Origin of the sequence: Vibrio sp. 1751 (assembly GCF_033339895.1) — a bacterium.
GTDB lineage: Bacteria > Pseudomonadota > Gammaproteobacteria > Enterobacterales > Vibrionaceae > Vibrio > Vibrio alginolyticus.
This window is the reverse complement of sequence record NZ_JAWOVM010000039.1, coordinates 1-15771: the sequence shown is the minus strand read 5'-3', so window position 1 is coordinate 15771 and position 15771 is coordinate 1. Positions and strand designations below refer to the sequence as shown.

The 15771-nt window shown below is 44.1% G+C and carries 13 protein-coding genes; 3 read left to right on the top strand and 10 right to left on the bottom strand.

Going from position 1 to position 15771, the window contains the following annotated elements:
- Positions 1 to 8 precede the first annotated feature (8 nt).
- Positions 9 to 5093: a retention module-containing protein gene (locus R7041_RS13575; RefSeq protein ID WP_318114683.1), complete on the bottom strand. Its 5085-nt coding sequence runs from the start codon at positions 5091 to 5093 to the stop codon at positions 9 to 11.
- 861 nt (positions 5094 to 5954) lie between these two features.
- Here R7041_RS13575 and R7041_RS13570 point away from each other — a divergent pair.
- Positions 5955 to 6206 carry a YgjV family protein gene (locus tag R7041_RS13570; RefSeq protein WP_005376619.1) on the top strand — a complete coding sequence of 84 codons (252 nt, stop codon included), beginning with the start codon at positions 5955 to 5957 and terminating at the stop codon, positions 6204 to 6206.
- A gap of 88 nt (positions 6207 to 6294) precedes the next feature.
- Here the strand turns inward: R7041_RS13570 and R7041_RS13565 are convergent, their stop codons facing one another.
- Both R7041_RS13565 and R7041_RS13560 read right to left on the bottom strand, forming a co-directional pair.
- Positions 6295 to 6576, bottom strand: coding sequence for a DUF2218 domain-containing protein (locus R7041_RS13565; protein ID WP_005376622.1), 282 nt, complete (start codon positions 6574 to 6576; stop codon positions 6295 to 6297).
- A 41-nt stretch (positions 6577 to 6617) separates the two neighbouring features.
- Entirely contained in the window at positions 6618 to 8624 is a 2007-nt protein-coding gene (locus R7041_RS13560; RefSeq protein WP_064369296.1) for a TonB-dependent siderophore receptor, read from the bottom strand.
- A 116-nt stretch (positions 8625 to 8740) separates the two neighbouring features.
- On the opposite strand from R7041_RS13560, the gene R7041_RS13555 reads away from it, so the two are divergent.
- Positions 8741 to 9709 (top strand): helix-turn-helix domain-containing protein, encoded by a 969-nt coding sequence (locus tag R7041_RS13555; RefSeq protein WP_005376626.1) that lies wholly within the window; start codon positions 8741 to 8743, stop codon positions 9707 to 9709.
- Positions 9710 to 9796: 87 nt separating this feature from the next.
- Positions 9797 to 10183 (top strand): Cu(I)-responsive transcriptional regulator, encoded by a 387-nt coding sequence (gene cueR / locus R7041_RS13550; protein WP_005376627.1) that lies wholly within the window; start codon positions 9797 to 9799, stop codon positions 10181 to 10183.
- Between the two features lie 42 nt (positions 10184 to 10225).
- Here cueR and vctC read toward each other — a convergent pair whose 3' ends face one another.
- From vctC to pnuC, 7 genes are all read right to left on the bottom strand, one after another.
- The gene (gene vctC / locus R7041_RS13545; protein ID WP_005376629.1) at positions 10226 to 10981 is read right to left on the bottom strand and encodes an iron chelate ABC transporter ATP-binding protein VctC; all 756 of its coding nucleotides are present in this window, start codon (positions 10979 to 10981) and stop codon (positions 10226 to 10228) included.
- A gap of 2 nt (positions 10982 to 10983) precedes the next feature.
- A complete protein-coding gene (vctG, locus tag R7041_RS13540; RefSeq protein WP_005376631.1) occupies positions 10984 to 11934 on the bottom strand; it encodes an iron chelate uptake ABC transporter permease subunit VctG in 951 nt (316 codons plus the stop codon).
- Positions 11927 to 12862 (bottom strand): iron chelate uptake ABC transporter permease subunit VctD, encoded by a 936-nt coding sequence (vctD, locus tag R7041_RS13535; protein ID WP_017820306.1) that lies wholly within the window; start codon positions 12860 to 12862, stop codon positions 11927 to 11929. The genes vctG and vctD overlap by 8 nt, the downstream gene beginning before the upstream one ends.
- 22 nt (positions 12863 to 12884) lie before the next feature.
- Complete coding sequence (locus R7041_RS13530; protein ID WP_005376635.1) at positions 12885 to 13793, bottom strand: siderophore ABC transporter substrate-binding protein; 909 nt, start codon at positions 13791 to 13793, stop codon at positions 12885 to 12887.
- A gap of 163 nt (positions 13794 to 13956) precedes the next feature.
- Positions 13957 to 14637, bottom strand: coding sequence for a Crp/Fnr family transcriptional regulator (locus tag R7041_RS13525; protein ID WP_005382613.1), 681 nt, complete (start codon positions 14635 to 14637; stop codon positions 13957 to 13959).
- A gap of 134 nt (positions 14638 to 14771) precedes the next feature.
- The gene (locus R7041_RS13520) at positions 14772 to 15503 is read right to left on the bottom strand and encodes a nucleoside phosphorylase (protein ID WP_005373131.1); all 732 of its coding nucleotides are present in this window, start codon (positions 15501 to 15503) and stop codon (positions 14772 to 14774) included.
- 10 nt (positions 15504 to 15513) lie between these two features.
- Positions 15514 to 15771 (bottom strand): nicotinamide riboside transporter PnuC (gene pnuC, locus R7041_RS13515; RefSeq protein WP_318128643.1); only part of this gene is annotated, 258 nt, incomplete at its 5' end.

Below are 15771 nucleotides of genomic sequence, written 5' to 3'. Positions count from 1 at the left end.
TTGCGATGTTAGGCCATCAACTGGCGTTGCAGCAGTACTAATTGGTAGCTTACTACCCCATCAGAGCCTTGCGTTGTAGTGAAGTTGCCATCGATTGAAATTGGATCTGAGCCGTCAGAGCCAATCGTCGCTAAGTCATCTTCATCCAAGCGGATCGCGTCTACGTCAGTGATGCTTGGTTTATCGTCAACAATGGTGACAGGCAATGTTTCTGTCGACGTATCACCATCAAAGTCTGTCGCGATAATCGGGAAATCAATTTGTAGGCTGTCACTATTTACCGCATGGTCTAGTGGGCCCTGCAGAGTAAAGGTGTAGCTGCCGTCTGGCTTCAACACCAATTCAAATACGTCATTGCCATTTGCTGTGGCAGTGTAAGTAAAGCTGCCATCACCATTTGCTGTCTCTGCAAGCACAACAGGCTCACCATGAGAGGTTAACCCTGATACTGGATCTGCCGTTGCATCAAGCTGGTATTTAACAACGCTGTCTGAGCCTTCAGTTGTGCTGAAAGAGCCCGACATAAACGCATCATCGTTTTGGTCTGAGCCAATTGTTGCGAGATCATCTTCGTCTACTGTCAGTGGAACAACGTTATTAATGGTTGGAACGTCATCAGTAATCGTAACTGGAATGGTCGCGGTCGTCGTATCGCCATCAAAGTCTGTTGCAATGATTGGGAAGTTCAGAACCAATTCATCGCTGTTTAACGCATGATCAACTGGGCCTTCAAGGCGGAAATTGTATGTGCCATCAGCATTAACATTCATGGTGAAGACCGGATTGCCATCCGCGGTAGCCACGTAAGTGAAGCTGCCATCAGCATTCACATTCTCTACCAAAGTAACAGGCTCACCGTGAGAAGTTAAACCTGCGACAGGATCAGAAGTTGAATCAAGTTGGTAGCTCACCACACGGTCTGAACCTTGAGTAGTCGTAAATGCGCCTTCCACAAACACAGCGTCACTTTGGTCTGAGCCAATACCTGATAAATCATCTTCGTCTACAGCCAGAGGCACAACATTATCGATGATTGGCGCATCATCTGCGATCGTAACGGGAATGGTTGCCGTGGTCGTATCACCATCAAAATCGGTGGCAACAATTGGGAAATCAATCGTCAGGCTGTCGCTGTTTTCTGCATGGTCAATCGGGCCTTGCAGCGTAAAGTCGTACGTACCATCTGTTGCTACATTCAACGTGAAGACTGGATTGCCGTCAGCGGTCGCAACATAGGTAAAGCTGCCGTCACCATTGGCGGTTTCCACCAAGGTAATCGCCTCACCTTGAGACGTTAGCCCCGCAACAGGAGCAGCAGTTGAATCCAGTTGATAGCTCACCACTCGGTCAGAGCCTTGAATAGTGGTAAACGCGCCTTCAACGAACACAGCGTCAGTTTGGTCTGAGCCCACGCCGCTAAGGTCATCTTCATCGACACTCAACGCATCCACCGCTGTGATGGTCGGTACATCATCAACAATCGTGACTGGAATGGTTTCAGTAACGGTGTCGTCATCGAAGTCGGTTGCGATAATTGGGAAGTTGAGTGTCAGCTCATCACTATCCACCGCGTGATCAATTGGCCCTTCTAGCGTGAAGTTGTAAGAGCCATCAGTATCTACTGTCAGAGTAAATACTGGGTTGCCACCCGCAGTCGCTTCATAAGTGAAACTACCATCACCATTTGCGGTTTCTATCAGTGTGACAGCCACGCCTTGCGATGTTAAACCGTCCACTGGTGTTGCTGAAGCATCGAGTTGGTAGCTCACCACTCGGTCAGAGCCTTGTGTGGTAGTAAAGTTGCCATCAATAGAAATTGGATTGCTTTGGTCTGAGCCAATTGACGCTAGATCATCTTCATCAACCGTAATGGTGTCGACGTCGGTAATAACAGGCTTATCGTCCACGATTGTCACTGGGATAGTGGCATTTGTGGTGTCGCCATCAAAGTCTGTTGCGATGATTGGGAAGTTGAGTGTCAGCTCATCGCTATCTACCGCGTGGTCGATTGGACCTTCAAGCGTGAAGTTATAGCTACCATCAGTATTCACCGTCAGCGTAAAGACCGCTTCACTACCCGCTGTCGCCTCGTAAGTAAATCTGCCATCAGCGTTTGCGGTTTCAGTCAGCGTAACTGCCACGCCTTGTGATGTAAGGCCAGCTACTGGTGTTGCAGACGCGTCAAGCTGATAGCTCACCACTCGGTCAGAGCCTTGTGTGGTGGTGAAGTTACCATCAATAGAAATCGGGTCAGTCTGGTCCGAACCAATCGTGCCTAAATCATCTTCATCAACAGTAATCGCATCAACATCGGTAATAGTTGGCTTATCATCCACGATGGTAACAGGCAATACGATTTGGCTTGTGTCACCATCGAAGTCTGTAGCAATAACGCTAAAATCAAGGGTTAAGCTGTCGCTATTTGCCGCATGGTCAATTGGACCTTGCAGCTCAAAACTGTACGAGCCGTCGGTATTCAAAATTAATGTGAAAACTGCACTGCCATTTGCCGTTGCGCTGTAGGTGTAACTGCCATCTGCATTTTGCGTTTCGGCAATGGAAACGGTTTGACCTTGAGATTGCAGGCCATTTAATGGATAAGCGCTTACATCCAACTGATACTGTACGACGCCATCAGAACCCTGAGTCGTCGTGAACTGACCTTCAACCGACGTCGGCTGTGATTGGTCAGAGCCTACCGAACTTAAGTCATCTTCATCGACGGTAAGAGCGACAACGTCATTAATGGTTGGCACATCATCGGCAATGGTTACCGGTAGAACAAGTGAACTGGTGTCACCGTCAAAGTCCGTTGCGACAATAGTGAAGTCTAGAGTTAAGCTATCGCTACCCGCAGCATGATCGATTGGACCTTCAAGGGTAAATGAATAAGAACCGTCAGGGTTCACTTGTAAGGTGAAGATAGCATCCCCTTCTGCTGTTGCAGAATAGGTAAAGCTGCCATCTGAATTGGTTGTTTCCGTCAGAGAGATAGATCGACCCTGTGATTCCAACCCATTGAGTGGATCAGTGCCGATCTCTAATTGATAACTTACGACACGGTCTGAGCCCTGAGTCGTCGTGAAGTTGCCTTGCGTGAGCACAGAGTCGCTTTGATCGGAGCCGATGCTTGATAAATCATCTTCATCGACGGCGAGTGCATCAACGCCATCAATCGTAGGAACGTCATCTTGAACTTGAATGACAATTTGCGCCGCTTCTGGTGTGTTCGAACCGTCGGTAATCGAGGAGCGATCACCATCCGCATCTACTGCGTAAACTGGCAGTGAGAAAGTAAGCGAGTCATCGTTAGCACCCGTATGGTCAAGTTGTTCATACAAGTTGAATTGGTATTCGCCCAATGCAGGTGCATCAATCGCCACATCAAATACGGTAATACGCACACCATCCAGCTCGATGAAGCCTTCGTAAGTACGTACGCCGTTACTCTCGGACGCTAGTTCTAGTTGAACAACCTGCCCTTGAGATTGGAGTTCTCCACCAACATTGAACTCTGTAGGTTCCAACTCATAGTGATCAATGATGTCACTTCCGACCGCTGTCGTGATCGACCCAGTACCACTTGTTACTGCCGCGCCTTCCTGTGAACCTTGGTCAACCCCCGCCTCGTCTAAAGACAAGCCCGTCACGTTCTCAATCACTGGATTATCGCCATCGAGGATGGTCATCGTAAAGGTGTTGCTTGCCGTATCTTGGTCGAAATCGACGATTGTGGTTGGCAAAGAGAGCTCAATCGTATCTTCACCGTTTGTTTGTTCTAACGGCTTAAATTGCTCAAATTGGTAGGTACCATCGGTGTTCAGACTGATGGTTAAGACGGTTTCATTCGAGCCAGCAATGGACAAGGTGATAGTACTGCCGTCTTCAGAGAGTACCGCTTCTGTCGCCTGATTATCACTCAGTAGGCCATCAAACTGACTAAGTCCTTCTTGATTAAACGTGACCGTTGCCAATTGATCACTACCAATATCAACAAAGGTGCCAGTGATTGGTGTATAAGAAGATTCAACGTTTTCAAAAGTAACGTTTTGCGGCGCAGGATCATCTCCATCAATAACGGTTGTCGTAAAATCGATAGGCGCTTGAATGCTATTACCACCAATATCTGCGCCTGTAATGTCAAAAGCGATATTGATTTGATCACCGACGATAGATACTTGGCCATCAGCGATGGACGCCACATGGTCAATACCCTGGCTAATCGTGGTAACGACCTCTAACTCTAAATCACGGCCTAAAGATGTCGCTTCGATCTCGATACGAAGCACTTCGTTACCACCTTGAGTGCCGATAATGGCATTTTGCGCTTCGTCGTAAACAAACGCCACTGGCTGACCACCAGAGGTAATGTCACTATTTAACTCGGTTAACAAAGACTCTAATGAGGACGTTTCAGGTACAAATGAAGCAGTATCAAGTGCGAGATCCCCTGCTTCAACCAGCACACTAGAAGAAATGGTTTGCGGGTAGCTAGATAGAGAAATTGAGCCTTCTGTTACGCTAGATTGCAGTGACTGCCCACCATCAGCAAAAATCGTGACATTCAAACCGTCATCTTCGTCGCGATCATCTTCTCCGCTGCGAGTCGCAGACGTTTCAAAAAAAGTAGAAGCGAGTACTTCCGGGTTATTATATTCAACCGTCACGTAGCCAGCATTAGCCGAGCCTTCAGCACCTGCGCCAGCAGCTGTTGCTTCTAAGATAGCGGTAGGGTCAGCTCCGTCTAAAATAGCTTGCTGGATAGCGGCAATATCGTTGGCGTCGAAGTCAGCACTTCCAATAGCCGTTGGGTCAAAAGTCACCAAGCCATTAACTGGAGATTGTACCAATACTGGTTCTAACGGTTCAGAAGAAGGCACAGGAAGACAAGCAACACAATTTGCATCGACCAGATAAAGCTCATTATTTATCTGTACGTCGAGAGAAGCATTATTTTCTGTGATAATAATCTCGCCAGGTCTTAACTCATCCCCCGCTTTTATGACCTTAACGTTTCCATCCAGGCCCAAAACCAAAACTTCACCTTTGACAGCATTTACAATCGCGCTCTGCGGTACCGTGTGCGTACTCATCTGACCTCCGCTAATGGCTTACGTTTCCCATTAACCTTTTTAGATAATTTCTTATTAATTTAGTGCGGCATACTGCACACCTTTATACGATTAAACTAAGTATTGAATCATTAAACAATCGATAAATACCCTACTACCAAGCAACATAAGTAAAACTTACTCGTAGTCACAGAAATGTGACACATGTGCTGACGCGTAGATATCGAATAATTATATGAAATTGATACCTTATTCTGATTAAGTGTAGTTGTTTTAAGAAAAGAAGAGAGATGAAATCATTCAGCTAAACGCCAGACTGCCGGTTGCGATCAATAATGGAAGAAAAGCAATGAGAATGTTGTATACACCGGAGCGTGATGACATCTTAATCAATATCGGTGACGAAAAAAACGTAACGATTAAATATTGAACAACATAAATTGCAGGACAAAATGCAACGATAAAAAAGTGGCTTACGATATGAATCCCCGCACACCACGAGTTCGGTTTTGTTCTGATATACAGCAAAAAAAACACGAGCAAGCTAATAATAAAATACATAAACACAGCACTTGAAAATAATTATCATTTTCAATCATATGTAAATATTCCCTTACTTTCAATGGTGTTTGAGCTATTAATGTCATCGTTATTATCAATCAACACAATAAGTAAAATTATCAGTAATTCCAGTCCTAAACGTTTGCGTAATCGCTAACCTTCTCTTAACCTTGATTTGAGGCTTTTATCACGGTTTTTCCATTGATATAGTGCGTCCATACAACAAAAAAAGACCATTCGAGGCATGGAGCTTCCTCATTAATCTCAAGATGAGAAGAATTGGTACCGACAAAATTCGGCAGATTTTAAGAGGGTCAAAAAATGGACATGAATATGGTTGAGATTTTAGGTTATGCAGCTTCAATCATGGTCGCTATTTCGCTAACTATGAAAGATATTGTTAAGCTTCGTATCCTTAACTTTATTGGTTGTGCGCTATTTACCGCTTACGGACTAATGATTGATTCTTGGCCTGTAGTATTAACTAACGGTTTTATTGCTTGCGTTAACATCTACTTCCTAGCAAAAATGCAGCAGGAAAAAAAAAGCCTAGAGCCTGAGAAAGCGCAATAGCATTCAAACAATAAAAGCCCGCAAATCATAAGATTGCGGGCTTTTGCTTTTAATATTCCATTTCTATCACAGCATCCCTAAACGAGCGCTAACGAACCCAGCTAAGTGCTAATGTTTCTCGACGAGAAAACATGTCCACATGCGATGAAATGATCGCCTTAACCGTATTCAGTTTCTCTTCTGAATCCGCCTCACAGGTTATAGTTAGGCTAGATGCACAAAGGTTAAACTCCGCTTTTCCCGTCGGAAATGTCACCAAACCGCTATTTTCATTCCAAGTAGCAGGAACCTTTCGTCCAAAATGCCGACAAAGCGTCACTAAGTATTTGTCAGCGTGTTCGCTATCTATTCGGGTGCTTTCTTTAATCATGAACTTACTCGTTACTTTGAAACGTCCTATGAAGAACCTTGTTAGAATTGATAAGCTGCAGAGAGCTTGAAGTTGCGACCCGGCTCGTAGTCATCAAGCGTGAAGCCACGTGCAGTACCCGAACGAGACGCATGAGAGCTGTACAACTCGTCAAATACATTATCAATACCAAAGGTCACCGACAGTCCATCAATATCAGACGGCACCCATTGAGCGTATAGATTATGCACATCATAACTTGCTTTCTTTGGCTGACCATCAAAGACGTTGTCTTCCTCTAGAACAAACATTGAGTTCCACCCGAAGATAGTTTCTAAAGCGTCTGACTGGTAATCCAAAGTTAGAGCAATGCTATCACCCATATCAATGCTACGCCCATTGCCCGCAGCAACAGGACCACCAGTATTCTTGTTTTTGGTGTCCGACTTAGAGTAAGAAAGTTTGCTGTTAAACTTGTCGTAACCATAGAAAGCACTCGCTTCAAAGCCTTTAATCTCAACATCACCTAAGTTGTAAATCAGGTAAGTTTGAGTCGCGTTTTGGTACTGGTCTGCAATGTAATCATCAATTTCCGTTTGGAATACCGTAATATTCGCCCCAAAGAAATGCTTATCAAAGGTTTTATCAAAACGAACACCACCCTGCGTGTTCAATCCCGTTTCTGGCTTTAGCCCATCCTCTAAAAATGCAACGTCTTGGTAAGCAATAAAGGTTTCCATTAGCTCTGGACCTTTAAATAGAGAGCGTGCACTCGCAAACAACGTCCAATCTTGCGTCACCGCCCATTCTGCTGCTAGAGCCCAAGTCACATCATCATAATTACTGGTTCCTGTCTCAGCTTTGCGTTTGTAATCATCAAAGCGCATACCTGCAGTAATAAAGAAGGCATCAGAGAAGAAGAACTGATCTTCTACAAACAGTGCGGTTGAAATCGCCGATTCGTCCATAAACTTACGACTACCGTAGTAACTCGAAGACGTTTTATCCATGTAGTCGAAGCCATAAGTGACTCGATTATCAAACTCACCTAACATAACATCTGACTGGAATTTGCCATTCAAACCAAAGTTTTGGTTTTTGGCGGTGTTCTTTGATAAACGGTTCGAGGGCCAACGAGGGGCCATCACCGTTTCGTCACGTTTAATTTCTGTCTCGGTATTATAAAGAGTGACGTTTCCTTGGTGTTGTTCGCCTCGCAACTCGTAACTCAAGGTAACGGTATCGCGGTCATAATCCGTAGGGATAAGTAACTTGCTCGACAGGCTATTATTTGCACTACCAGACATATCAGGACGCGGACTGTAATCTCCACTGTCTCGGTACATGTCATAAGAGAGCTCAAAACGATGGATGTCATTTAGTTCATACCCCAGCTTAGCCAGAATGTTGTAAACATCACCTGCAGCACCATAGGTTTTATTGCCATCACCATCTTCAAAATCATCACGCGTAACGTAATGGCCATAGACCATCGCATCAATGTTTTCGGACAAAAGTCCGTACAGTGTCAACGAACCTTGTTGGTTGTCGTTGGATGCATAGCCGCCATAAACACGCGCACCAAACTTTTCATCGTAACGAAGTAAGTCACGAGCGTCTTTCGTTTCAAAGTAGACCGAACCGCCTAACCCGTTTTGAGTCACAGAGTTATTACCTACCTGAATGTCCGCAGATTTGAGAATGTCAGGGTTCAACGTCAAGTTACCAATATGATGGAACATGCTCGCATGCTGAGAAGCACCGTCAAGACGAATGTCCAAATCGGTTTCGCTCAAACCACGAATCGTAATACGTTGATTCACAGAGTGTGTTCCACCAACATCCACACCGGGAATATCGCGCAGTAAATCAGACATATGATCCGCTTGCTTCAGTGACATGTCGTCCGCAAACATCGACTCAGTGTTGCTGGAAACTTTCGTTCCCCATACAACGACCTCTTCAAAATGTGACTCAGTATCTTGAGCTAAAACAGGGGTTGATAGCGCCATTCCCACTGCAAGGCAAAGGCTTGAAAGCTTGATAGGTGAACAAGCAGGGCTTTCCATAACTTCATTCCTAAATATTAATGATAATAATTCTCAGGTATAATAAGCATGAGTTTTATAAATACAAAGGCGATTTGGTTATGCGAAATCGCACAAGTGTTATGAGGAAGTGTCAAATGCAGGAAGTCACAACAAAACGAACTAAAATTGCCAAGATAGCTTTAACCCAAAGACTAGAGGCGACAGAGAAACAATGGATTGTCACGCAAGGCCAACCTTGTCAAACTCAACTGGCCGAAGGTAAGTTCCTATCATATCAGTATAATGATCAAATTTTTGTTCATGGCGGGCGTTGTCTAGAACTTATTGATTCGAATATTGTTTCTACTGCACACGCCTCACTGCTGGTCACTATTCTTTTAGAAGGTAGACTCTCGTTTGGCTACGACGATTTGCAATTTGATTTAGACGCGAGCGACGGCCCTAAGGGTGTAGTGGTGAACTTACTCAAACCTGCAAATTTTCGTCGTTCACTGCTCAAAGATAACCTCATTAATAAGATCAACATATTGGTTAAGCCCCAATGGCTAGAGGCCCGCCTTGAGCAAAATTGTAGCCATCGAGCCTTTTTTAACTCTCATCAGGCGTTTCAACAGTTGGAGCTTAACCAGACGCTATGCGAGCTGGCTGACACGTTAACAAATAGAGAAACACCGCAAGAGTTCCAAGAGAAGCTAGAGGTCGAAAGCTTGATCTATCAAATTTTACATCAAGCCACCAAGCAAATTCCTAAGAATTTCAGTGCTAAAAACAGCAGTATTGAACGACACATTGACGGTCGGATTGAGGATATTGTCAGCTATATTGAAACTCACCTTGATCAAGAACTACGCTTGGAAAAGTTGGCGAGCCAATTCTCAATGAGTGTTTCAAACCTGCAGCGCCGATTTAAACAATCACTTAATATGACCATAAACGGCTACATTCGTTTTCGACGTCTTGAGATTGCTAGGCAACATTTGGAACGTGGCCTAGTGACGATAACAGAAGCCGCCTATGAAGCCGGATACCACCACCCTTCTAACTTCACTTATGCCTTCAAAAAGGCATTTGGTGTGCCACCACATGAAGTGATTAAAGAGTAAGGGGACTCTAGGTAACTGACTGTTATTTAGGAGTGTCTTATCCACAACATCGGTATATACTCGCCTTAAACGTTATGGAGGTTAAACATGAATATTGGTGCTGTCGCGAAGCTCACAGGGCTTTCATCTAAGTCGATTCGATTATATGAAGACAAAGGGATCATATCTCCACCAGCGCGCAGCGACTCTGGCTATCGCGAATATTCAGATAATCATATTCAAGAGCTTAACTTGGTATCACGCGCAAAAAGCGCAGGCTTTTCGTTGCAAGAATGCAAAGAGTTCGTACAACTTGCTCATAACCCCAACCGCAAAAGTAGCGAAGTAAAAGCAAGAACCATGGACAAACTGAGAGAGGTTGAAGAAAAAATTGCACACCTCATGGAGATCAAAACGCAACTTGAAGGTTGGGTTTCTTCTTGTCCTGGAGATGCAGAGAGCCGATGCCCAATCATAGACGAGCTCACCAAGTAAGCCCGCCTATCTATTGATCTCGTTAAAAACGAACTAGCTCGCTTAATGATAAGTACACATACGCTTACCGTTTAACTCTATGATGTTAAATGGCGTTTCGTAGATGTCCTCTAGCGTAGACGCTTGAATAACCTCTTCAACCGCACCACTCGCCACAACTTTACCTTTCTTAAGCGCCAATATGACATCTGAGTAACACGCCGCGAAATTAATATCATGAATCACGACCACCATAGCTTTATTCATGTCATGGGCTAACTGCTGCACAACTTTCATGATCTGAAGAGAGTGTTTGATATCTAAGTTATTAAGAGGTTCATCAAGAAAGACATAATCTGTATCTTGTGCAATCACCATAGCAATAAATGCAAGCTGTCGCTGACCACCACTTAATTCATCCAAGTATTTGTCTTGAATATCTTGCAAATCTAAGTAGTCGATCGCTTTTTCTATGACCTCATGATCTTCTTTAGTCAGATTTCCTTTAGAGTATGGGAAACGACCAAAAGAGACTAACTCTTTTACGGTAAACCGCATTGTAATCGAGTTAGCTTGGCGAAGTACTGCCAGTTTTTTCGCTAGCTCTTTCGTGTCCCATTCCGCGATTTCCTTGCAATCAATGATAACACTACCGCCATCTCGCTCCGTTAAGCGCGAGGCCATAGATAACAGCGTGCTCTTTCCCGCGCCATTTGGACCGATAATCGATGTTACCTTGCCCTTTTCAAACTGAGTATTGGCCTCGTCTACGACTTTGTTTGAACCGAAAGCCTTCGTTAATTTGTCTATTACTATCATATTTATACAACTTTGTTTTTCAGCAGCAGGTATAAGAAATACGCACCGCCGATAAAGTTAATTACGACACTCAACGTCGTCTCAAAACTGAACACGTTTTCGATTATCCATTGCCCAGCAAGTAGTGAACTGATGGATAGAAACGAACATCCGACCAATAGCGTTTTATGTTGGTAACTTCGGAACATTTCTCGGCTTAAGTTGGTCACTAGTAAACCAAAGAACATGATTGGCCCTACCAAAGCCGTAGAAATAGCAATCAAAACCGCCGAGATAATAAACACATTTCTCGTCACTTTAGGTACATCAACACCCAAACTTTTCGCATTGTCTTGGTCGAGCCAAAACACATCTAAAGTGCGATGCATCCTAAACAACAACCAACATGCAAACATCAAAGCCGGAGCACTAAAGTAAACCAAGTTCACTTTGACATTATTGAAACTGGCGTACAGTTTCGACTGAACAATTGCATATGTGTTTGGGTCCATCAGCAAAGAAAAGAATGACGCCGCATTGGAAAATAGCTGACCAAAGATCAAGCCGACCAATAGCAACGTAATCAAGTTCTTGCTGCCTTTTGAAAAGTAAAACCCAAACAGCAGTAGCGAAAACGACACCATTACAATGACTGCAATCGCGAAATTGACGTACAAGTTAAGAACTAAGGTACTCAACCCACCAAAAATCAACACGATCAAAATTTGGGTTAACACATACAGCGCATCAAAACCCATGATACTTGGCGTTAAAATTCGGTTGTGCGTAATGGTTTGAAATACAAGTGAAGACTGAGCAATGGCCACACCCGCTAGCACTATCGCCAATACTTTAGGAACTCTACGAGACAAAAAATATTGGTAGTTGTCAGCCGTTAGCCCAATACCAATAAACAGACACGCGAAAAGAATCGCAATGCCACCTAGCAGCAGGATTTTCGTTGAATCACGCATGTTGCTTACCTCGCAACAACATTGCGATGAATACCACGCCACCCAATATGCTAATCACGATAGAGATTGGCATTTCATGAGGGAAAATAATTAAACGACTCACCAAATCGCAACACAACACTAAAATGGCCCCATACATGGCCGTAAGCGGAATGTTCTTTTTGAGGTTATCGCCATAAAAGTGACTCACGAGATTCGGTACAATCAGCCCTAAGAATGGCAACTGGCCAACAATCATCACGACACTTGCTGACATGATGGACACCAATAGCACGCCAATCGTCACAACCTGCTGATAATTCAAACCCAAGTTAATCGCGAAATCTTTTCCGATACCTACGGCAGAGATCCTTGCGGCAAAAAGATAGCTGAGGATAACCATTGGTACCGCGATGTACAGCAGTTCAAAATCACCACGCAAGATGTTGGCGAAGTTTGCGACTGTCCAAGCATTCAGACTTTGAAGTGCATCATATTTGTAAGCGATAAACGTAGTCATGGATTGGATGACATTGCCGAAAATAATCCCGACAAGTGGCACAAAAACCACGCTCTTAAATTGAATGCGCTGAATAAAGAAAACAAACGCCAGCGTCCCAAATACCGAGATGCCGAACACGAGCCAAAGGTGATTATCATTACCAAAGAAAACCACGCTCAGTACATAGCCCAGCATGGCACATTCGATCGTACCAGTTGTAGAAGGTGCCGCAAATCGGTTCTGGCTGATTTGCTGCATGACAAGACCCGCAATACTCAAGCCAGCACCAGCAAGCAATATGGCAAATAAACGTGGTATACGGCTGGTAAAGAAAAGTTCTAATGCTTTCTCATCACCTGAAAAGAGTTGTTGGGGCGTCATGTTTGCCACCCCAACAAATAACGAAACCGTGCTTAAAACCACAAGGGTTAGCAATAACTTCTTCAAAGTTAACCTCTGCTATCTTGGATTACAGTTCAACGGTTTGCTTTATCTCACTGACCATTTTTTCTGTTGCTGTCACACCAGACATCGACAAGTACCACGCGTCCACATCTAAATAAGTGATTTTATGATTTTTATATGCCGCAGTCGCTTTGACTAAGTCGTTATCCATGGATTTACGAATATCGTTATCCGGCGTACCTGTCAGAGAATTTCGGTCAACCACGAGAATATTTTTCGGGTTAGCTTCACGAATAAACTCATAAGAAATGACATCTCCGTGAGTGCCCGTTTTCACGTGCTCAACCGTTTCCAAGAAGCCAAAGTCGTTATAAATGACGCCAAATCGCGACTGGGCACCAAACGCGCTGATGTTGTCACCCATGCTCAAAATCGTTAATGCATCATTTTTGTTCGATTGGTTGTAGTCACGGATTGCTTTGAATTGAGCATCTAGCGCTTCAATTTTCTGCTCTACTTTTTCTTCGATATTGAAGATCTTACCAATATTGCGCCATTGCGCTTGCGTGCCTTCCCAATAGCCTTGGTTCTCTTTCGCCGCAAAAACAACTGTAGGGGCAATTTCACTCAGCTCTTCATATTTCGCAGACGCTCGCGGACCAACCAAAATCAAATCCGGTTTTTGCATGTAGATGGTTTCAAAATCAGGTTCAAACAAACTACCCGCAGAGGTGTAGTTATCTTTGCTGTATTTTGAAAGGTAACTAGGAAGATTAGAAGAGTTAGATACTGCAACAGGATCGATACCAAAGTTGTCCAACGCATCTAGCGGGCCAAAGCCAATCACAACCACACGCTCTGGGGATTGTTCTAGCTCTGTTTGACCCATGTAGTGGTCAATCACAACTTTAGCAGCGAAAGAAGGAGAAACAGTAAATAACGACAGCATAGCCGCACCAACGAATTTTTTCATTTTGTTAAGCCTTAATGAGATCTATTATCATACGCGTTCGCAATATAACGCTACTCTTTAATGCATTCAACAAAATTTAAGGTACTTTACATTAGTTACGTTTACTCAAGACTTAGATATATCAAAGACTTATAAAACCCATCAGTTCCAATACCTGGGCGTATCATTCATGCGCTTCAATAAACGCTTTGAGTGCCAGCTCATCAATAATCTCCAAACCGTTGTCCGTTTTTGTAATCAATCCCTTTTCAATCAAGTCCTTAACTGCACGTCGATAGACTCGGCCTGAGGTACCAAACCGCTCAGCCTCTTGGTTCACTTTATCAAAACCACCAAGCAACTTATCCGTCTGATTACGGACGAGAAGATCATAGGCAATGTTGTAAGTAATGGGATGCAACAAACGGTTAGTGTAGATATCCATGGAGTCTTGATAATCCTCAGCCAATGCTGAAGCGAAGAACACCATCATTTGGGGATGATTTTGCAGTGCTTCGGTTAGTTTTTGGATACAGATAACATCAACCTGCATATGTTCATCTGCTATCACATTCCATTGACAAGGAGTCTGAGTGAAGAACTCCATTTCACCATAAATATGATAGTCGCAGTTAGCTTCCCCTAATTGAAAACGTCGTCCATTTGCGGCCAATATGTTCATCGAGACTCGACCTACTGGCACAACATACAAGTACTGAAGTTGCTCACCTTGGCGGAGAATTGCTTCCCCAGCATCAAAGTAACGCGAATTTATTTGGCATTGATAAATCAAATCGCGAAAGGTGGCACTCTTTTCTTCAAGGTATGTTTTGAAGCGACCAGTCGGATAAGGGCTGATTTTCATTTTCTGCTCTCTCAGAAAAAGTTACGGACAACTATTTAAGGTGGATTGTACCCCGTAACTCCAAATAAAAAAGCGACAGTGACCTGTCGCTTTACATCTATTCTGTTTATGTGACTTACTGAGATAGAGACTGGCTAACGCTGAGCAACCAAGGCTTCTAATGCCGTAATCGCGGCACTCTTCTCACCTTGCATCATTACTTTGGCCTCATCAACGTACTGACCAACACCTTCTTTCACATCTTGTTGATACAGCACCACGTTGTTTAATATCGAAGCCACATGAAGGCCTCGTAGTCGACCGACCGTAAACAGCGCAGAGGTTTCCATATCGGCACCTAAGATGCCTTTCTTGTTCCAATGTTGGCATATCGCATCCTCGTCATCGGTATAGAAACTGTCGTGAGAACGCACCACACCAAAATGATAATGCACTTTTTGCATCGACAAGTAACGCTCAACTTCCTTTAACAGTGAAAAGCTTGCGTAGGCTGGATAAGACGAATCGACATACGCTTTAGAGCCGCCCTCATCTCTTACCGCGCCTTCGGCAATGATCAACTCGCCAAGATGAATGCCTGATTGCATTGCCCCCGCCGATCCAACGCGTACCACATGAGTCACACCGCACTGTTTTAGCTCTTCCACTGCGATGATCATCGATGGCGCACCTATACCTGTACTACATACTGAAACAGGCTTGCCTTTGTAGTTGCCGGTAAACACACGGTACTCGCGGTTTTCCGACACCATTTCTGCATCATCAAATAATACCGCGATACGATTCGCTCGATCTGGCTCGCCGCATACAATAACGAGGGGAGCGATTTGTGTTTCATCCACTCCGATATGAGGTTGTTTGGCCATTTTTCGTTCCTTACGCAGCAGCGTGCGCTAAGGTTTTATCGCCATTGCGCTTAGCGCTACGAGCCCACTCACGCGTGCCATTGGCAGCGATGAACATAAGAATCGCGTACTGAACAGACATTGCGTAAACACCTTGCGTCGCGTAGATACCCACACTGATAATATTAATCACAACCCATAGAATCCAGTTTTCGACGTATTTACGTGTCATCAGAATTTGTGCAACAACAGAAAGTACTGTCATGGTTGCATCCCAGAACGGGAACGC